Raw genomic sequence first — 19,192 nt, 5'->3', positions numbered from 1 at the left:
TATTAGACTCCCAATTTCCATGATAGAGTACGCAACATATCTGCAAATACGCCGGCTGCGGTAACATCATTACCTGCTCCATAGCCCCTGAGTACTAAAGGAATTGGCTGGTAATAGCGCGTATAGAAAGCCAATGCGTTTTCGCCATTTTTGACCTTGAAGAGCGGATCATTGCCATCAACCGCAACGATTTTCACTTGGCAGCGTCCTTCTTCTATCAATCCGACATAGCGTAACACTTTTTCTTCTGCTTCTGCTGCTTTTATACGCTCTGCAAACGGTTGATCAAGTTGCGGTAAGCGAGCCATAAATTCAGTCACATCGCCACTGCTATCAAACTCCGCAGGTAATACGGGTTCGATTTCAATATCTTCTAGCTCTAATTCATAACCGGCTTCACGCGCGAGGATCAACAGCTTACGTGCGACATCCATGCCTGACAAATCATCGCGAGGATCTGGCTCGGTAAACCCTTTCTCTTTAGCTAGAGCCGTCGCTTCAGATAAAGACATCCCTTCGTCGAGTTTGCCAAAAATAAAGGAGAGTGATCCAGAAAGAATACCGCTAAAGTGAACTAGCTCATCACCCGCATTCAGGAGATTCTGTAAGTTTTCAATCACAGGCAAACCCGCACCAACGTTAGTGTCATAAAGGAACTTACGTTTTGATACTTCACACGCGGAGCGTAATTGGCGGTAATACTCCATTGATAAGGTGTTAGCTTTTTTGTTAGGTGTCACAACGTTAAAGCCGTCTTTTAAGAAACTGACATACTGCTGGGCAATTTCTTGGTTAGAAGTACAATCGATGATCACTGGATTGAGAAAGTGATATTCACGCTCCAATCTGATCAAGCGGCTCAGGCTAAATGGCTCGGTCGCTTGCGCCAACTCTTCTTTCCAATTATCAAGAGAGATGCCTTGCATATTCGTCAACATTGCTCGTGAGTTGGCGATCCCACAAACGCGTAAATCGATATGCTTTTGTTTCAGCCATTGCTGTTGACGATGGATTTGCTCAATCAGTGCGTTTCCTACCCCACCCACACCGATGATGAAGGCTTCAATGACTTGCTCAGCATTGAATAGCATTTGATGGCATAAACGAACCGCCGTGGTTGCTGCTTCATTGGCAATGACTGCCGAAATTGAACGTTCAGACGAACCTTGGGCAATCGCCACGATATTGATATTACCGCGTGTTAATGCCGAGAAGAAACGCGCTGAAATCCCTTTTAGAGTACGCATGCCGTCGCCAACGACCGAAATAATGGCTAACTGCTCCATGACATCAAGAGGGTCTAAGACGCCATCTTTTAATTCTAAATAGAATTCTTCTTCCAAGGCAGCACGTGCACGTACTAATTCCCCTTGAGGCACACAGAAGCTAATGCTGTATTCCGATGATGACTGCGTAATAAGTACAACCGAGATCCCCTTACGTGACATCACAGAGAAGATACGTGCGGCCATACCAACCATTCCTTTCATGCCGGGGCCTGAAACGTTGATCATCGCCATGTTATTCAGGTTGGTGATCCCTTTAACAGGAGTGCTGTCATCTGTTTGTCCATCCCCGATCAATGTACCCGGAGCACTGAGGTTAGTGGTGTTTTTGATAAGGCAAGGAATTTGGAATTGTGCGATTGGTGCTATGGTACGCGGGTGCAGTACTTTTGCACCAAAGTAGGATAACTCCATCGCCTCTTGATAAGACATCCCTTTTAATAGGCGTGCATCAGGCACTAAACGTGGGTCACAAGTATATACCCCATCCACATCGGTCCAAATTTCGCAGCATTCAGCACGTAAACAAGCCGCTAATACTGCCGCGGAATAATCGGAGCCGTTACGCCCTAATACGACCAATTCGCCTTTATCATTCCCCGCAGTAAAACCCGCCATTAATACAAAGTGGTCTTTAGGGATGTTTAATTCCTTAATACGTTTAGTTGACTCATTAATATCAACAGTGGACTCAAGATAATGACCGACGGCTAATAAATTTTCGACAGGATTAATCACCGTGACTTTGTGCCCGCGTGCTGTTAGCACAGACTCCATAATGGCAATAGAGAGTTTTTCACCACGGCAAATAATTGAGGCGTTAATGCTATCAGGGCATTGGCCTAGAAGAGTAATACCATGCAGTACTTGTTTGATTTGTGCGAATTCTTGTTCAGTGAGTTTTTTCAGTCTATCGTAATCAAAACCGGGTTGTTTTTCTTTTAATCCTTTTAATAAGTTCGCAAAAATCATTTCTGCATCATTCACATGCGTGATGACATCCTGACCTGCAACCGTTTTATCAATCATTGCGACCAAATGGTTAGTGATTTTTGCTGGTGCAGATAGCACCAACGCCACTTGCCCATCGGCCAATTTACTTTCAGCGATGTCAGCAACATTCAGTACTCGTTCGTCATTTGCAACCGAAGTACCGCCAAATTTAAGCACACGCATGGTATTTCTCTCCTGATTTAACACCAAAAAAAAGCCCACATCTGATTGGATGCGGGCTTTTTCGTTTTTTATTTTTTGGATGCGTCAGCCCGCCCCGTTTCCTGTGGTTACGGTGGTGGTAATAATAATCGTAGTCAGGCTGATGTTACGCATAGATTTCTGTCTGTCTCTTGATTCGTTACTTGCTCCCTATACGGTTAAAGCAATTGCCCAAAAATGTCAAATTTATTTGCAAAAAAAGCCCGTTATTCAAAGCGTGACCTATCAAAAATTATCCTATTTTCTCAACAAAATTTAATCACAAATGAATAGGCCTCACAATTTGCTAATTTAAAAAACCAAAAAATTAACAATTGTCAGATTAAAATATCCATAAACTTTTTTTTAGCGTTAGCTTGAATAGTTGACCATTTTTCACCCAAACGCATCGTTTGAGTAAACAAAGAATAAAAAACTTTTACTCTTTATCTGATAGTTAAACAGCCATTGAATCGGTAAGATTTTCTTCCTAACAAATTTTGTTAACGTGCTACAATTGATTTTGATATGTATCAACAAAAGTTATTTTTTTAGGTGGTAAATGCAGTATTAGCTGTTATATTGCTGTTAACAGCCCAACGTTGGGAAGGTGCCTAAATTTTGATTCAATTTAGAATCTGATGACGATAGAGGCGACAAAATAACCTTGACTCGAAAACATATTTATAACCCATAGACGCGTCGTTCCAGTAAAATAAAATCAAAACCACCTAATTTGGAAGCGGCTTATGAGTTCACAATTTTATTTTAAAACTTTAGGTAGCAAATATGCAGACCCCACACATTTTAATTGTTGAAGATGAGATTGTCACACGCAATACGCTGAAAAGTATCTTTGAGGCTGAAGGCTATGTAGTTCACGAAGCCACTGATGGCGAAGAGATGCACAATGTTCTGTCCGAGCATGACATCAACCTCGTTATCATGGATATTAACCTACCCGGTAAAAACGGCCTTCTCCTTGCGCGTGAATTACGTGAGCAAGAAAGTATTGCACTGATGTTCCTAACAGGCCGTGATAATGAGGTGGATAAGATCCTTGGCCTAGAAATTGGTGCGGATGATTATATCACCAAGCCATTTAACCCTCGCGAGCTGACTATCCGTGCACGCAACCTGCTATCTCGTACTATGAATTTAGCTGGTGGCACTGAAGAGCGCCGTTTAGTCGAAAGCTATAAATTTAATGGTTGGGAGCTCGACATCAACAGTCGCTCACTGATCAGCCCTGCTGGCGAACACTATAAATTACCTCGTAGCGAATTCCGCGCTATGCTACATTTTTGTGAGAACCCGGGGAAAATCCAAACTCGCGCCGATTTGTTGAAGAAAATGACAGGCCGTGAGCTTAAGCCTCATGATAGAACGGTCGACGTCACTATCCGTCGTATTCGTAAACATTTCGAATCAACGCCTGATACCCCAGAAATCATCGCAACAATCCACGGTGAGGGTTATCGCTTTTGTGGTGATCTCGACGAATAATCCCGCCATCGTTCGATAAAGACCGATGAATAAATAACCCCCAATAATTCCATTATTGGGGGTTATTTTATGCGGGAAGAGCACCTGTAGACCCACTTAAAGACTTACCATGGCATAATAGGTACAGCGCTTAATGCATTCTTCGGTGAGCCATCAATCATCTTGTCTGAATAAGTCAAATAAACAAGCGCATTGCGTTTGGGATCATAAAAACGTACTACCTGCAACTTTTTGAATACTAATGAAGTCCGTTTTTGGAAAACAACGTGCGGTTTTTTCGGTGAACGTTTGATCCGTTCATTCAGTTCAATCGGACCAACTTGTTGGCAAGATATCGCCGCATCAGAAGTATCTTCTGCTAAACCAAGCCCACCTTTAATTCCCCCCGTCTTCGAACGGCTTAAGTAGCAGGTCACATTTTCAACATCGGGATCATCAAAAGCTTCAACAACAATTTTATGGTCAGGGCCAAATACTTTAAAAACGGTATCTACCGAGCCAATTTCTTCCGCAAACGTCGCAAAGGGTAATGCAGACAACAGTGATGCCAATACGATCTTTTTCAACTTGCAAAAATGCATACAAATTTCCTTTTCAACCAGAAGACTTAGCCTCTTTGTTATATACTTTTTAAACAATTCGAGTGACATTTCAGCCATTATTAACCATAAGGCAGCCTGAAATATGACAAGTATAAAAGAAGTCAATCATTTTCTTTACAACTAAATGGTAAATACAACTCTTTTACTATAAACGAAAAAGGTAACTTGATATAGAATAGGCGTTCCTTGATAACCTATATCTGTTTTTTAAGTCTTATTGACTAGGGATATACATGGATCAAACAAATATTATTCGTGACCTTCTTCGCTGGATCGATGATAACCTAGATAAACCTCTATCACTCGATAATGTTGCGGCAAAAGCTGGCTACTCCAAATGGCATTTACAACGGATGTTCAAAGAGGTGACTGACCAAGCAATTGGCGCCTATATTCGTGCTCGACGGCTATCTCGCGCTGCTGTAGCTTTACGACTAACCAGCCGTCCGATTCTTGATATCGCGTTACAATATCGCTTTGACTCACAGCAAACTTTTACCCGCGCGTTTAAGAAACAATTTAACATCACCCCTGCTTACTATCGTCGTAGCGATGAGTGGTGTGCCACGGGTATTTGTCCACCTATTATTTTAGATGAACATAAACATTTAGATTATGAGTTCGTCGAGATGCAGGAGCAGCCTTTAGTGGGGCTTGAGCAAAGCTGTTCTTATGCGCTAGAAGAGTGGTCAACCGCCTGTTCACAGATGCGCCAAACTTTCTGGCACTACTATTTAGAACATACAACCTCGATTGCCTCTGAGGTCTTCGGCTTACACCACGCGATTCACAACGCCGATAAAGAAGATGAGCAGACGGTGTTCTATACCACCGCAGTAAAACCTGAAGATGCAAGTTTTAACAATGCAGAATATAGCCATCTCACTATTCCCGCTGGAGAATATGTGAAGTTTAGCTTTAGCGGTGAAGCAACGCGCGCAGCAATGCAAGAGTTCTTATATCAGATTTATGGCGTCTATCTGCCTAAGCTCAATATCACGCGCCGACCTGGCTATGATATCGAACACTATAAACTCAAAAATGTTGAGTTACGTCATATAGACCATAAAAATGATGACCCGAAATCGCATGTTGCGGCCTTTGATTACTATGTGCCGATAAAACGTTAATAATTTGGAGTTTCAATGGCTCGTTATCTTTCCAAGCTGTGGCATCATGGACTGTCCTAGCTAGCCGAGTCACATATTATTTATGTTCCCGACTATCTCCGTTAGTCTCCTAGCTGCAACTCGAATAAGTTAGAATCTATCATTGTTGGAACTCCAAATTTACACGGTCTCAACTACGCTTGCTGTTCATCTAACGCAGGCTGAGTAAGGTGGGTAACCTCACCAGTACTTTCAACGATCCAACCATTTGCGAGCCAAGGGCTGTTTTGGTAATCCACGCGTGAAATTGAGCAATTACGTAAGCGCAAGCGGCGTTCTGAATAAGCAGGAACCCCTAAAATACGGCTAACTAGCGTACTCAATGCGATCCCGTGGCTGACTAAAAGTGGTCGACTCCCTTTTGGTAGATCGAGGCAACTGTTGAGAGCGGCATACATGCGCTGATACAGCTCTTCCATCGATTCACCGTTTGGAATACGCCCGCCTTCTGTGCCATCAATAAGGCTTTTACGCCACTGCTCTTCTTGCTCTGTCAGGCTTTCTATTTCGCGCTGTTCCAGAACCCCCATATTTAATTCACGAAGACGAGGTTCTATGATAATTTCACAACGGCAAACATCCGCAATTATTTGTGCAGTTTCGCGTGTGCGTCCCATATCACTAGTGATAATATGAGTAATGCCTTCTGATTTCATCCTTTCGGCAACTTGCCTTGCTTGCAGACGTCCAGTGGCCGTGAGTGGGCTATCAGATTGGCCCTGTATACGACGTGCCACGTTCCATTCGGTTTCACCGTGGCGAACAAGATAAACCTGTAACATAGATGTGTTCCGTTATTACTTTGCGAAATATGTGTTCAAAGGAAAATAATTAATGTACCAAGTTATAGCTGCAACGACTAATCCTGCCAAAATTAAAGCGATTCATCTTGCTTTCGATGCTGTTTTTGGGCCAGGCACTTATCAAGTAGAAGATATTAACGTTGATAGCAGCGTTCCACAGCAACCTATCGGTAATAATGAAACCCGCACAGGCGCAAGGCAACGTGTAATGGCATCAAGGCAAGTTCGCCCAGAGGCCGATTTTTGGGTCGGGATTGAAGCTGGCATTGATGAAGATATGACCTTTGCATGGATTGTTATTGAACATAAACAGATCCGTGGTGAATCACGTTCAGCGAGTATCATGATCCCAGAAAAAATCCTTGCGGGTATCCGTGAAGGGCGTGAGCTTGGTGACGAAATGGCAGATTTAACTGGCATCGATAACATCAAACAACAAGGCGGTGCCATCGGCTTTTTTACTAACGGGGTACTAACACGCACCAGTGTCTACCAACAAGCACTGATACTGGCGCTGGTTCCCATTAAGCATGAAATTTATAAAGAGCTAAACCAGATAGAAGATTAATTATAACGAAAAAATAACAATAGGGGCAGTCTTTGCCCCTATTTGTCTATATTAATGACACAAATCACACAATTAACACTGACAACTCATCATCTTGAGTCAGTATGGACTGATGCTCAACTCGGCTCCCTGTCATGGAGTAACGTGTATAGAGTGCTCTGTGTTCAATGAATATGCAGTGGCTATTTTAGCAATTGCGCTTCTAACCACTCTTTTACAGGCTGAGGTGCCGATTTTAAACTATTTGAGCCGCGTGTGATGGTAGCTATACCCACCCCAAGTTCATTTTTTAATTCCCTTTGGCTCATTTCACCACGCATCAACTCTTGCACAATTCTGACTCGAGTCGCAAGCGCCGTTCGTTCATCGGGTGTCAGCAACAATTGTAATATGGGATGTTGTAAGTCTTGCTCAAACGCAAGCTGTAGCAATTTAACAAAGCGTTGCCAATCATCGTTCTCATCGGTAGTGAGTGCTGGGTCATTCAGGTGATTTGCAGTCATGTTATCCAACCATACTATTTAACTAGTACAAATGATAACACACTATTTGGCAAATCACCTGTAAAACCTACTAATACTTCATTAACCACTCGTTATCGGTCAATACAGGCCCATGTTGTCCCATAAAGTAACGGTAGAATACGTCATAAGAGAGCACATTTTTCACATAGCCTCGTGTTTCTGAAAAAGGAATACTCTCGACAAAGGCAACGGCATCAAGACGACCGCTACTATTACCTAACCAACGCGTGACCCTTGATGGCCCAGCGTTATAAGCCGCACTTGATAGGATACGATTATTAGAGAACTGCTGATAAACATCATCTAAGTAAGCCGTACCGATTTCAATATTCTTAACTGGGTTCACCAATTGGCTGGTATTGACATAACCATCAATTCCTTGCTTCTGTACCGTATGCTTCGCCGTCGCTGGCATGAGCTGCATTAGCCCCGTCGCCCCAACAGGGGATTTGGCTTGTGGGTTCCATGCACTCTCTTGACGAGCAATCGCCATGGCATAACTTTTAGAAATCGTTTTACCTTTTGTGTAGTGTTCAAACTCTTTTTCCCACGCTAATGGGAAACGTTCTTCTAAATGATTCCACAACTTCGCTTGGATAGTTGCTTGCACACTTAAATCCGCCCAATTGTTATCAAACGCATAACGGGCAAGCTGCTCTTGCTGATTTGGTGGTAGTGAAGCGACTAAACTTACCCATTCGGTACGAGCAAGATTGTCCATTTCCCAATACATTAATTCACGTACACGCTGGATTTCTGCTAACTTATCTAGCTGTTGGCTATCCGGTTTTTCAGCCGTTTTAATATACAGAGGGTATTCCGTGTTTAATTTTTGTGCTGCCACCATTGGGTAGAAGCCTCTGCCCTCGATGAGTTTGCGTAGAATAGCTTCACCTTCTGCTTTTTTGCCTTCATTCATTAAGGTGATGGCCTGCCAATATTGCCACTCATCTTTATGCCGTGCATCAGCGGGAAGCTGTTTCAGCCATTTTGCTACTCCTGCTTTATCCCCAGCACCAAGTGCTAAGCGAATACGGCGCTCTTTTAGGGCTGTTGAATCAGTTTCACTGATCACCTCATCGCGCCAATTTTCTTGCTCAGGTGTAACCGCCCCCATATATTGCCAAGCAACACTATCTTTTAATTTTTGAGTTTCGACAAAATTCATTTTTTGCGCGTTACTGATCCCCTTTAACGCGGCTCGTGCCTGATCTGGCGATTGGCGCGCATAACGGCTAAATGCAGCTATCGTGGCTTGACGTGAAAAATCGGTCGGTGTCATCGTCTTAGCAAAAGTGGTAACCGATGCTGGATCATTTTGCAGCTTCACTAATGCATCACCAATCGTCCTATAACTTGGTGGCAGACGCTTCGCTAAATAGGTAGCCATTGAGGTATTACCTGCATCAATGGCAAGGTGGATCCGTTCAAGGATCATTTCCGGTGTTAAATGGCCGGCTTTTTCCCACTCATTAAACAATTTATCGCAAGCGGCAGGCATTGAACGCCCATTAAGCCAAGATTTCTCCGCCCCTTGCCAAGCGAGCGTTTTATTGCCTGTAGCCCAATTAGCATAGAAATAGTTACATTTCGCCTCCGCAGGCATAGGCTCTTTAGGGCTGAATGCCAGCAAAGATTGCCACTCTTGGCGACGAGCAAGTTCATTCACAAAGCGATTTTTTAACGTTTTTGCGACAGGTAATGTCGGGTGAGCGTCAATAAATGCTTGTACTTGACTCGGCGAAATAATATCGAGGTCTTGCGTTAACTCTCGATATTCTAAATAAGGGTACAATGGATACGTTTGTAATGTCGGCAATAAACGTTCAACTTCATCCATTTGCTTGGCATCCCAAGCTTGTTTGATGGCTTGATAACGCTCTCGCTGAGCCTGTAAAGAGTCTGCCCATACCGTCGTCGATACCAACATCATGGCAATCGGCACTGCCATCAAGAATTTTTTCATACTGACTATTTCCCTATTCCCGCGCTGCTCTAAATTTTTCGCTTCTATAACTATACTCGAAATTATTCGAGTTGCATGTAGGTGTTCAGTGAAGTTTTCCCAAAAGACCCCATCAACTCATCGGTTTGAGTCACTAAACACAACTTGTATTGATATGGCCTGAAATATAATGCGTATCAGGTGGATACAACTTTGTTAAACGATTTTTATCAATATAAAATCTTTAGGTTGAAAGCAACAGGAGTGTTCTTGAAATTAACGCCTTGATAGAGAGCAGCCTCTTTCTATACGTCAAAACACCTAGTAAAATAGTGGTTAATCCACCGAATAGACTACGCTGAATCACGTAAAATGATGGATTTGATAATCGTCGGCTTTATGGCACATCGTTGAATAACATGATGAGTTATCTATAAAAATGGTTGTTAAATAGATAAAAATCAGTGAGCCATGTTTATTAATAGGTATGAATGCTTAAATTACTCAATATTGATGTATTATTTTCAGTAAAAATAGACAAATCTTGATCTTTACTGTTAAATAATATCAGTGGATGTAAAAACTATTTAATTTTGTCAATATGATGAAGCTCATTTGGAATAATCTAAACTCCCTTTAAAATGAGATATGATATGGATTTCAAAAATTTATTTTTTTCTATTCTTGGGTGCGGATGGGCATATCTTTTAATATACACATTAACAGATATTCACTCTTCTCTTGTATCTCTGCCTTTCCTAATCATATTCTTCATTGTTTTTTATATACTCTCTACAAGGAATAAAAGGATGTTTGCGAAAAAAAGTAAAGATAAAGATAACGTTATCGAAGCGGCAAAAACGCATGAGTTAACGCCCGAAAAAGAAACGGTTGAAATTAAAGAAGAAAAAGTGCTTTCAACACCTTCAGCACGCAAGAGCACTTCTATTTCAAGTAGTTGCAACATTTCCGGTGACCTTGTTTTAGATGAAGACATCCAAATATTCGGTCATATAAAAGGGAGTGTTCGTAGCAATGACGGTATTGTCACAATCCAAAAAGAAGGGGTTGTTGAAGGCGAGATTTATGCTCAAACCATTTCAATCAACGGCATTATGAGAGGCTTATGTGTCTCTGAAAACTTGGATATTCTAGAAAATGGTCAGCTCGATGGGATCTGCCAAACTAAAAACCTAACCATTAAGAAAGGTGGGGTATTCACCGGAACCTCTGAAAGAACAGATAAAAAAATACAGGCCAGTGATGTACAAAGAGAGCTTAAACAGAAAAAACCTGATATCGTTAAGTTAGAATCAGCGCCTATTTCTAATCAATAAAATCTATTTATTTTCAGGTTTTAATGATATTAAAAATTAATTCTATAGTGGTCATCGCTCTGCTATAGAATTAATATCATCTACAACATATCTAGATGTCGATTTATTATGCTAATAATTTACTAATAATCTATTTTAATCGCTATGTGATTTTTAATATTAATCGCTATTTAAATATTAATATCAAATAATAAGCTCTCAGTAATCTTCAAAACATAAAAACAGGAAAACCTATTTTATTGAACAGTCGCCGTTTGCTGCATCTTGCAAATGGTTAAGCGTCTGCTTTACACGTTGGTTCTTGGGCTTTGATAGACATCTTTAGCTTATCGTCAAAATCATCTTCACAAAATTTAGGTAACTCGGAAGAAAAAGTAATAGAGGTAAAAGTATTAACCCTAAATAATCTTTTTATATCAGATTTATTAATGAAATATTAAATGGCATGTCACTCTACCATGATCCAATAAATACCTTCATCAAAACTAAACGAAAAGAAATTTCCATTAAGCCTTAAACTAAATTCACCCTAACAAGACTAATCGATATGTTTATCTATAAAACAAAACAGCCCCCGTATTAAAAAATAGCCAACAACCCCCGTTCCCCCCTGTTAATGATTATTTTTTGTTTACAATGTAAAAGGTCATTTACCCCATGATGAAACATGCGCGTTTTTACTTAATTTTGATCCCGTCTTAAGTGGGGGTTAATTCACAAGAAAGTATCGGAAACACACGCAACTATTGACTTAGAGTGAGGAACAATTAGAGTGAAGCTCAGAAAAATTTTAAGATAGAAAGTAACGTTTACAGCAGCAAAAGTCGCCTAAGGTATAATCGCGTGATAAGACGGTCATATGTCTGCTAAAAACACTATCAAATATTGAACTTTCGTTTATAAAACAATAGGTAAAAAAATTGGCTCAATATGTTTATTCTATGCTCCGAGTCGGAAAAATTGTTCCACCGAAGCGTCATATTTTGAAAAATATCTCTCTGAGCTTCTTTCCTGGGGCGAAGATTGGTGTTTTAGGTCTTAACGGTGCGGGTAAATCAACCTTATTGCGCATCATGGCGGGTATCGATACGGAAATTGAGGGGGAAGCACGCCCTCAACCCGGTATCAAAATTGGCTATCTACCACAGGAGCCTAAGCTCAACCCTGAACACACTGTTCGTGAAGCGGTTGAAGAGGCAGTCTTTGAAGTTAAAAACGCATTAACGCGTTTAGATGAAGTTTATGCCGCTTATGCCGATCCTGATGCGGATTTCGATAAGTTAGCTAAAGAGCAAGGCGAGTTAGAAGCCATTATTGCTGCGCAAGATGGTCATAACTTGGATAACCAGCTAGAGCGTGCTGCCGATGCACTGCGTTTGCCACCTTGGGATGCTAAAATCGAAAACCTATCCGGTGGTGAGCGTCGCCGTGTTGCTATCTGCCGTCTTCTGTTAGAAAAACCGGACATGCTGCTCCTTGATGAGCCAACTAACCACTTGGATGCGGAATCCGTTGCTTGGTTAGAACGTTTCTTACATGACTATGAAGGCACTGTTGTGGCGATCACCCACGACCGTTACTTCCTTGATAACGTTGCAGGTTGGATCCTCGAACTTGACCGTGGTGAAGGTATTCCATGGGAAGGTAACTACTCTTCTTGGCTGGAACAAAAAGATGAGCGTTTAGCGCAAGAGGCTTCAACGGAAGCGGCAAGACGTAAATCGATTGAGAAAGAGTTAGAGTGGATCCGCCAAAATCCAAAAGGCCGTCAGGCGAAAGGTAAAGCACGTCTGGCTCGCTCGCTTTGAAGAACTTAACAGCGTTGAATACCAAAAACGTAATGAGACCAGTGAATTATTTATTCCACCAGGTCCACGTTTGGGTGATAAGGTTATTGAAGTTGAAAACCTCAGCAAATCTTACGGTGACCGTGTTCTTATCGACAACCTAAGTTTCTCCATTCCAAAAGGAGCCATTGTCGGTATCATCGGCCCTAACGGCGCGGGTAAATCAACCCTATTCCGTATGATCTCAGGCCAAGAGCAGCCAGATTCAGGCACCATCACCTTAGGTGATACGGTGAAGATTGCCTCTGTAGATCAGTTCCGTGACTCCATGGACGACAGCAAAACGGTTTGGGAAGAGATCTCGAACGGACAAGATATCATGCGTATTGGTAACTTTGAGATCCCAAGCCGCGCTTATGTGGGTCGCTTTAACTTTAAAGGCGTTGACCAAGGTAAACGTGTTGGCGAGTTGTCCGGTGGTGAGCGTGGACGTCTGCATTTAGCTAAGCTGCTACAAGTTGGCGGTAACGTACTGTTACTCGACGAACCCACGAACGACCTCGATGTTGAAACATTGCGTGCCTTAGAAAACGCCTTGTTAGAGTTCCCGGGCTGTGCAATGGTTATCTCGCATGACCGCTGGTTCCTTGACCGTATTGCAACTCATATTATTGATTATCAAGATGAAGGTAATATCACCTTCTTTGAAGGTAACTTCTCTGAGTATGAAGATTACAAAAAACGGACTATGGGTGCCGAAGCTCTACAACCTCATCGCATGAAATATAAGCGCATGAGCAAATAAGCCAAGCCTCCTACAAACACAAATACCTCATGATGAGGTATTTGTGTTATTCCAATCTCTCACTTTCAATAACCCATTATATTATTCGTCTAACATCAGCAATTGCTGTACTAACGAAATACAGGTGAGAAAACGGGTATCATAGTCAGGAGAATCAACATGAACAAATTCCACGTTGTTTTTCTTTAGCATTTCAATTAACAAAGATTGAAACTCTTGCCGGTCTTTTTCACTCCCCAAGCTACGTAAACCATCGGCTACCCATGGGGTATTATTTTCTAATAAGATCACCAGATCAAAACGATACTCATCAATCAAGGCCTGTACGAAAGGATGCTCTTTGCCCTCATAGCGCTTACAAAAAGCCTGAGTGGTAATAAAATCAGTATCAATAAAAGCGACCTTATTGGCGTATTTAACCGCGAAATCAATATATTGAGCATGGCCTAATGCAATTTTATCGTAGTCAGAATATTGCAATGCCATTTCATCACCACCAAGATGAGAAAACACATAATCACGCCCAAACTCCCACGCACTGGTGGTATTAAAAATATTGGCCAGTTTGTTGACGAGTGTCGATTTTCCACTCGATTCACCACCGAGTATTGCCACTTTACGTACAAAGAAGGGCTTCACTTCTGTCGGAATATAATCCCAATATCGGAAAGGGGCCTGACGAATTTGATTACCACTGATATTCATGAAGGTCCGTTCAGGATCGATTAAGATAGTTTCTATCCCTAAGTACTTTTTATAGCGCGGTGCATCATTGGCTTCACCCGAATAGATAAAACTTGGGTGAATATTGTGCTTTTTCAAAAAGCCCTTCATTCCCTCACTCCACACTTCCCAACCGTGTGGATAAGGTTCGATACCTTGCTCATCGAATGAATGAATATGAATATTTTTTTGATATTTGAATGTTTGTAATAACCAACGTAGACGGTCACTGACTGTCGGCTGTTGTGACATGGAGCTATTCACGAATAGGTCTTTATCACGCGGCTCATCATGGCAAAGAATGACATGTAACTCATCAACTTGACTACAAGCACGCTGGATCAAGTAGATATGACCTGTATGTAAGGGATAGAATTTCCCGAAAACGACCCCAATGCTTTTTTGTTTATTTGGGTATTCCAGCCCTAAAAAGCGATGAAGTGCCGCGATCTTTTGTGCGCTCGGGCTTTTAATTTTGTTGTTGATAAGCTGGCTGAGATACCCTTTGGTCATATCAGAGGCATCAGCAACTTGCTGTAATGTATAGCCAGCTTGCTTAATTGCATTCTTAAGATAGTCAAATTCAGCCATTTAGTTCCCTTATTTGCTCTCAATAATTCGAAATGTAGCGTTATCGAACGCCACGAAAGTGCGAAATATGACGAGACGATTAATCAAATTCATCCATTACGCTTAAAGCATCTGACAACTTTTTCACACCGTACACTTTCATATCGGGAGGTGATTTTTTGGGCATGTTCGCATGGGGAACAATCGCCCGTTTAAAGCCATGTTTTGCCGCTTCTGAAATACGCTCTTGCCCACTCGGCACAGGGCGAATTTCACCAGCTAAGCCAACTTCACCAAATACCACAAGGTCTCGTGGTAAAGGACGATCCCGAAAACTGGAGACTAAAGAAAGCAATAACGCCAAGTCCGCACTCGTTTCAGTGACCTTAACGCCGCCAACCACATTCACAAAAACGTCTTGGTCTGACATTTGTAAGCCACCATGGCGATGCAAAACAGCCAATAAAATCGCAAGACGGTTTTGCTCAAGCCCTACCGCAACTCGACGAGGATTTGACATCATTGAATGGTCGACCAATGCCTGTATCTCCACCAGCAGTGGGCGTGTGCCTTCCCATACCACCATGACGGAACTACCCGATGTGATTTCATCACCACGACTTAAGAAAATAGCCGAAGGATTATTTACCTCTTTCAAACCCTGTTCCGTCATCGCAAACACACCTAGCTCATTAACCGCACCAAAACGGTTTTTATGGCTACGCAAAGTACGAAAACGGTTATCGGCATCCCCATCCAACATAATCGAACAGTCGATACAGTGCTCTAACACCTTAGGACCAGCTAAAGAGCCATCTTTCGTCACATGACCGACCATAATGATAGCGACACCGCGCGTCTTGGCGAAACGCGTCAAGTAAGCGGCGGTTTCACGCACCTGAGCCACACTGCCGGGGGAAGATTGGATATCAGCCATATGCATGACTTGGATTGAGTCGATCACCATTAATTTAGGTTGCTCTTGCTCTGCCGTTAAACAAATTTGCTCAATGCTGGTTTCAGATAGCATATTTAGCGAATCCGTCGGCAAACCAAGGCGATGTGCACGCATAGCAACCTGTTGCAGCGACTCTTCCCCTGTGACATACAGTGTTTTCATTTCGCGTGAAAGTAAGCACATGGTCTGTAGTAGCAATGTACTTTTCCCAGCCCCTGGGTTCCCGCCAATCAAAATCGCGCTCCCCGGTACGACGCCACCACCAAGTACGCGGTCAAACTCTTTAAATCCTGTGGTAAAACGCGGCAGCTCTTCAAGGCTAATTTCTGATAGCTTTTGCACACGGCTTACGCCAGCAGCATTTCCGGCATACCCCGTTAAGCGATCATGACGTGGCGATGATTGACTTGAGGCGAGGCGCACTTCTGTAATGGTATTCCATGCATGACAGGCACTGCATTGCCCTTGCCAGCGCGGATAATCCGCACCGCACTCATTACAGACAAACGCTCTTTTTGCACCTTTCGCCACAATATTGCTCCTATTAACCCTTTTTTAACTAACTGCCTTTAATTCAAAGTATATGCTATTCAATAATCCGCATAGTTGCTGCCCGTAATACTTAAAATACCCCGTCGCTTTACGGCTGCCCTGTATGATGAATATTACCGCTCTTCGTGCTTAAGCCCCCCGCTCAACACGCACATAACCCCCATTAAATCAGCATGACGGATAGCCACTTTGGCACGTGCGTAGACTTTTGGCTTCGCGTGATAAGCTATTCCTAACCCCGCCTTACGCAACATTTTCAAGTCATTTGCGCCATCGCCGATTGCCACGGTTTGTTCAATCGGTATTTCTAAACGCTCTGCTAACTTAACCAGCGTTTGTGCTTTAAATTTGGCATCGACAATTGGCCCTTTGACTTTACCGGTGAGCTTACCGTCTTTGATTTCTAGCTGATTCGCAACAGCGGCGACCAATTTTAATTGTTGACGTAAGTTATCGGCAAAAAATGTAAATCCTCCTGATGCAATCGCCACATGCCAATCCATCGCTTGTAATTTACGAACAAGGCTGGTTAAGCCAGGCATCAATGGCAGCGTATCCATGACTTGCTGCAAAATCATCACATCGGCCCCTTTAAGTAACGCCACACGCGCTCTTAAGCTTTCCGTGAAATCTAACTCACCTTGCATGGCTCGTTCAGTCACTTCCGATACTTGCTCGCCCACGCCATACAAACGTGCAATTTCATCGATACATTCAATTTGAATTGCCGTAGAGTCCATATCCATTAACAGCAGGCCCGGTGAACGTAAACGGGGAATTTGCCCTAATGGAACAACATCTAATAAACTTTCATCGGCTAATTTTTTGATGCGAGGAGTAATGCTTCCCGCAATTCTGACCACTTGATAGTCATCGATTCGCCATGATGAAACGATCACTATCGCTATCCCCAAACGCTGCTGAAAATCGCTGATCCGTGCCTTATCTAACCCTCGTCCATATAATAACCAACCACTGTCGCCAGCGCGGTAATCTAAAGGCATGACCTCTTCACCGCTCAATGACAGCGGTAACCCAGGCCACTTTTGAATTTCATCGGGTAAATAGCAATAGGTCAAACTCGTTGACATGAAAATTAGCTCCTGTAATCGACTCAACGTTTTATAATAAAAATATGCCCCAAAACTACCTTATCTGTACAAGCTCTGGCAACATGATGCCAGAGAATGGATAAAGAGCACTTAGTGATTTCTATGAAACTGACCTTTAAGCTTCACAAAACAGTGATAATTATTATCTGTGTCGCATTAATCGCCCTATTAATGCATGGCATAACCTATTTAGGTAACAGCCAAAACCAAAACAGAGTCGAACAATTTAAACAGCTAACTCGAGTTTTGGCCGAACAAGTGGCTTTCAGCTTATCCGATTATATCGTTTCCGGCAGCAAAGATTTTAATCGAGAACGCATTATCGCCAATTTAAACAATGTCACCAAAGACAAATACATTTTGGATGCCAGTATTTATTCGGCGGGAGGAACCTTAATTGCGAGTGCGGGAGAGTCAGTTCCGGTACGTGAACGCCTTGCCATTGATAGCAAACAATCAACACAACCTTTTCAATATCAACTGGTTGTACCTATTCCCGGAAAAGAAGAGCCAAAAGGTTATTTACGGCTTACCATTGATACTGAGCTACTAACCACAGAAATTCAGCAAGCTGATAACAGTACCAATGTATTACGTTTCTTTATTTTATTAGCGCTCTGTATTGGGATTGTGCTGGCAAATACCTTATTCCGCACCAAGAAAAAGAAAGGCAAAAATGTACCGCCTCAGCTCGTTGTTGATGAAGACAGCGGCAATGAAGATGATGAAAATATGGCACCAAACATTGCCAAAAAACCTCATTTCGACCGAAAAAGAAGCGAACATCGGCCTTATCGCCCTAAAAGACGTCGTGCTAAAAGCAAGCCGAATAAGCCCAAACCCCCTGAAAATTAAGCCACGAACTCACACTGCTGAGGATCTCCCCTCAGCAGTTCAATTACATGGAATAAGTATCAAAAACAATCGGTGCAACGAATTCGACTTTGCCATCCACTAATAGCGTTTCAGGAGGAGCTGGGAATGGCGCTGCGCGGTTTATGGTCGCAATCGCCTCTTTATCTAACAGTTTGGTTCCAGATGAATTAATCAAACTGGCACTAATCACCTCACCGTGACTGTCCACCATCACTTTGACCTGAGAGACACCGGTTGAACGAAAACGTAGCGCCGCCCTTGGATAACGTTTCGCTTTTGCTAAACGCTGATGAACCTCACTGTGCCAACCTTGATGACCACTCACCGCCACCGAGGCATTACTGGAGAAGTTCGCACTGCTACTTGCTTCACTCCCCGCTGCTGGTGCCGAAGTCACTGCTGACTCTTGCGTACTGAGAGGCGCCTCTTCAACGACTTTTTTGACTTGTGTAGGTTTCTTTTTAGGTGGGTGTTTCTTTTCGCTGACCTTGGTTAAGGTTCCATTATTAACTAACGGTGTTTCGGGTAGTTTTTCTGTTTTTTCAACTAATTCAGGTAAAACTTCCTCATGTGTCGCCATTTGCTGTTTCGCAGCATGATTCACTTCAGGCTCTGAATGCTGTTCAAGCTGATAAACGCCTAGTTGTAATGATATTGCGGGTGGCAATACCCCTGTTGTCGGTATTGACGCCGTAAACCAGCCAATAAATATCACTGCGAGTGTTCCGTGGAAAAGAAGACTTAAAAATAAACCGCCCAGTGGACGGAAAATCGGGCGCTCTAACTTACCCGCGATACTGCTCATATTCTGCCTCACGACTTTATTTTTTGCAGATTATAGGCATAATACAAACAAAAATGATATTCATTATTAT

At 42.5% G+C, this 19,192-nt stretch carries 15 protein-coding genes, 1 pseudogene and 1 other annotated feature; of the genes and pseudogenes, 6 read left to right on the top strand and 10 right to left on the bottom strand.

The features are described from left to right. Nucleotides 1-2 precede the first annotated feature (2 nt). Nucleotides 3-2,462 (bottom strand): bifunctional aspartate kinase/homoserine dehydrogenase I, encoded by a 2,460-nt coding sequence (thrA, locus tag PSE69_RS02060; protein WP_014656818.1) that lies wholly within the window; start codon nt 2,460-2,462, stop codon nt 3-5. 24 nt (nt 2,463-2,486) lie between these two features. Continuing rightward, nucleotides 2,487-2,608 (bottom strand) — a sequence feature (Thr leader region). After that, nucleotides 2,547-2,615, bottom strand: a complete 69-nt coding sequence (thrL, locus tag PSE69_RS19835; protein ID WP_071599685.1) for a thr operon leader peptide — start codon at nt 2,613-2,615, stop codon at nt 2,547-2,549. Its footprint overlaps the feature before it by 62 nt. 654 nt (nt 2,616-3,269) lie before the next feature. Between thrL and arcA the strand changes: the two genes are divergently transcribed. Beyond that, nucleotides 3,270-3,986: a two-component system response regulator ArcA gene (arcA, locus tag PSE69_RS02055; protein WP_004926714.1), complete on the top strand. Its 717-nt coding sequence runs from the start codon at nt 3,270-3,272 to the stop codon at nt 3,984-3,986. A 104-nt stretch (nt 3,987-4,090) separates the two neighbouring features. Here the strand turns inward: arcA and creA are convergent, their stop codons facing one another. After that, entirely contained in the window at nt 4,091-4,567 is a 477-nt protein-coding gene (creA, locus tag PSE69_RS02050; protein ID WP_014656819.1) for a protein CreA, read from the bottom strand. A gap of 254 nt (nt 4,568-4,821) precedes the next feature. Between creA and robA the strand changes: the two genes are divergently transcribed. Next, nucleotides 4,822-5,718 (top strand): MDR efflux pump AcrAB transcriptional activator RobA, encoded by an 897-nt coding sequence (gene robA / locus PSE69_RS02045; RefSeq protein ID WP_004926707.1) that lies wholly within the window; start codon nt 4,822-4,824, stop codon nt 5,716-5,718. A gap of 173 nt (nt 5,719-5,891) precedes the next feature. On the opposite strand, the gene gpmB is transcribed toward robA, so the two are convergent. Next, nucleotides 5,892-6,539, bottom strand: coding sequence for a 2,3-diphosphoglycerate-dependent phosphoglycerate mutase GpmB (gene gpmB, locus PSE69_RS02040; protein ID WP_004926704.1), 648 nt, complete (start codon nt 6,537-6,539; stop codon nt 5,892-5,894). A gap of 52 nt (nt 6,540-6,591) precedes the next feature. Between gpmB and yjjX the strand changes: the two genes are divergently transcribed. Beyond that, on the top strand, nt 6,592-7,128 hold the full coding sequence (yjjX, locus tag PSE69_RS02035; RefSeq protein ID WP_004926699.1) for an inosine/xanthosine triphosphatase: 537 nt from the start codon (nt 6,592-6,594) through the stop codon (nt 7,126-7,128). Between the two features lie 182 nt (nt 7,129-7,310). Here yjjX and trpR read toward each other — a convergent pair whose 3' ends face one another. Together trpR and sltY are read right to left on the bottom strand one after the other, a co-directional pair. Continuing rightward, entirely contained in the window at nt 7,311-7,631 is a 321-nt protein-coding gene (gene trpR, locus PSE69_RS02030) for a trp operon repressor (RefSeq protein ID WP_004926695.1), read from the bottom strand. A gap of 70 nt (nt 7,632-7,701) precedes the next feature. Then, on the bottom strand, nt 7,702-9,618 hold the full coding sequence (sltY, locus tag PSE69_RS02025; RefSeq protein WP_053110842.1) for a murein transglycosylase: 1,917 nt from the start codon (nt 9,616-9,618) through the stop codon (nt 7,702-7,704). A 788-nt stretch (nt 9,619-10,406) separates the two neighbouring features. On the opposite strand from sltY, the gene PSE69_RS02020 reads away from it, so the two are divergent. Together PSE69_RS02020 and ettA are read left to right on the top strand one after the other, a co-directional pair. Further along, the gene (locus PSE69_RS02020) at nt 10,407-10,934 is read left to right on the top strand and encodes a bactofilin family protein (RefSeq protein WP_014656822.1); all 528 of its coding nucleotides are present in this window, start codon (nt 10,407-10,409) and stop codon (nt 10,932-10,934) included. Nucleotides 10,935-11,854: 920 nt separating this feature from the next. After that, nucleotides 11,855-13,526 (top strand): annotated as a pseudogene (gene ettA / locus PSE69_RS02015) (energy-dependent translational throttle protein EttA). A gap of 81 nt (nt 13,527-13,607) precedes the next feature. Here ettA and nadR read toward each other — a convergent pair. From nadR to serB, 3 genes are all read right to left on the bottom strand, one after another. Further along, nucleotides 13,608-14,840 (bottom strand): multifunctional transcriptional regulator/nicotinamide-nucleotide adenylyltransferase/ribosylnicotinamide kinase NadR, encoded by a 1,233-nt coding sequence (nadR, locus tag PSE69_RS02010; RefSeq protein ID WP_004926682.1) that lies wholly within the window; start codon nt 14,838-14,840, stop codon nt 13,608-13,610. A gap of 79 nt (nt 14,841-14,919) precedes the next feature. Further along, a complete protein-coding gene (gene radA / locus PSE69_RS02005) occupies nt 14,920-16,308 on the bottom strand; it encodes a DNA repair protein RadA (protein ID WP_004926679.1) in 1,389 nt (462 codons plus the stop codon). A 134-nt stretch (nt 16,309-16,442) separates the two neighbouring features. After that, a complete protein-coding gene (gene serB / locus PSE69_RS02000; RefSeq protein WP_004926677.1) occupies nt 16,443-17,420 on the bottom strand; it encodes a phosphoserine phosphatase in 978 nt (325 codons plus the stop codon). Between the two features lie 96 nt (nt 17,421-17,516). Between serB and PSE69_RS01995 the strand changes: the two genes are divergently transcribed. Further along, entirely contained in the window at nt 17,517-18,296 is a 780-nt protein-coding gene (locus PSE69_RS01995) for an AhpA/YtjB family protein (RefSeq protein ID WP_004926675.1), read from the top strand. Between the two features lie 43 nt (nt 18,297-18,339). Here PSE69_RS01995 and PSE69_RS01990 read toward each other — a convergent pair whose 3' ends face one another. Further along, nucleotides 18,340-19,122: an energy transducer TonB gene (locus PSE69_RS01990; RefSeq protein ID WP_004926672.1), complete on the bottom strand. Its 783-nt coding sequence runs from the start codon at nt 19,120-19,122 to the stop codon at nt 18,340-18,342. Between the last annotated feature and the right edge of the window lie 70 nt (nt 19,123-19,192).

Origin of the sequence: Providencia sp. PROV122, from assembly GCF_028482365.1 — a bacterium.
GTDB lineage: Bacteria > Pseudomonadota > Gammaproteobacteria > Enterobacterales > Enterobacteriaceae > Providencia > Providencia stuartii.
This window is presented reverse-complemented; position numbering and strand designations above follow the sequence as displayed.

Excerpts from the sequence above, each read along its gene's own strand:
- yjjX (WP_004926699.1), top strand. The coding sequence starts at position 6,592 with ATGTACCAAGTTATAGCTGCAACGACTAATCCTGCCAAAATTAAAGCG.
- PSE69_RS01995 (WP_004926675.1), top strand. The coding sequence starts at position 17,517 with ATGGATAAAGAGCACTTAGTGATTTCTATGAAACTGACCTTTAAGCTT.
- creA (WP_014656819.1), bottom strand. The coding sequence starts at position 4,567 with ATGCATTTTTGCAAGTTGAAAAAGATCGTATTGGCATCACTGTTGTCT.
- serB (WP_004926677.1), bottom strand. The coding sequence starts at position 17,420 with ATGTCAACGAGTTTGACCTATTGCTATTTACCCGATGAAATTCAAAAG.
- sltY (WP_053110842.1), bottom strand. The coding sequence starts at position 9,618 with ATGAAAAAATTCTTGATGGCAGTGCCGATTGCCATGATGTTGGTATCG.
- thrA (WP_014656818.1), bottom strand. The coding sequence starts at position 2,462 with ATGCGTGTGCTTAAATTTGGCGGTACTTCGGTTGCAAATGACGAACGA.
- arcA (WP_004926714.1), top strand. The coding sequence starts at position 3,270 with ATGCAGACCCCACACATTTTAATTGTTGAAGATGAGATTGTCACACGC.
- PSE69_RS01990 (WP_004926672.1), bottom strand. The coding sequence starts at position 19,122 with ATGAGCAGTATCGCGGGTAAGTTAGAGCGCCCGATTTTCCGTCCACTG.
- trpR (WP_004926695.1), bottom strand. The coding sequence starts at position 7,631 with ATGACTGCAAATCACCTGAATGACCCAGCACTCACTACCGATGAGAAC.
- PSE69_RS02020 (WP_014656822.1), top strand. The coding sequence starts at position 10,407 with ATGTTTGCGAAAAAAAGTAAAGATAAAGATAACGTTATCGAAGCGGCA.
- nadR (WP_004926682.1), bottom strand. The coding sequence starts at position 14,840 with ATGGCTGAATTTGACTATCTTAAGAATGCAATTAAGCAAGCTGGCTAT.
- robA (WP_004926707.1), top strand. The coding sequence starts at position 4,822 with ATGGATCAAACAAATATTATTCGTGACCTTCTTCGCTGGATCGATGAT.
- gpmB (WP_004926704.1), bottom strand. The coding sequence starts at position 6,539 with ATGTTACAGGTTTATCTTGTTCGCCACGGTGAAACCGAATGGAACGTG.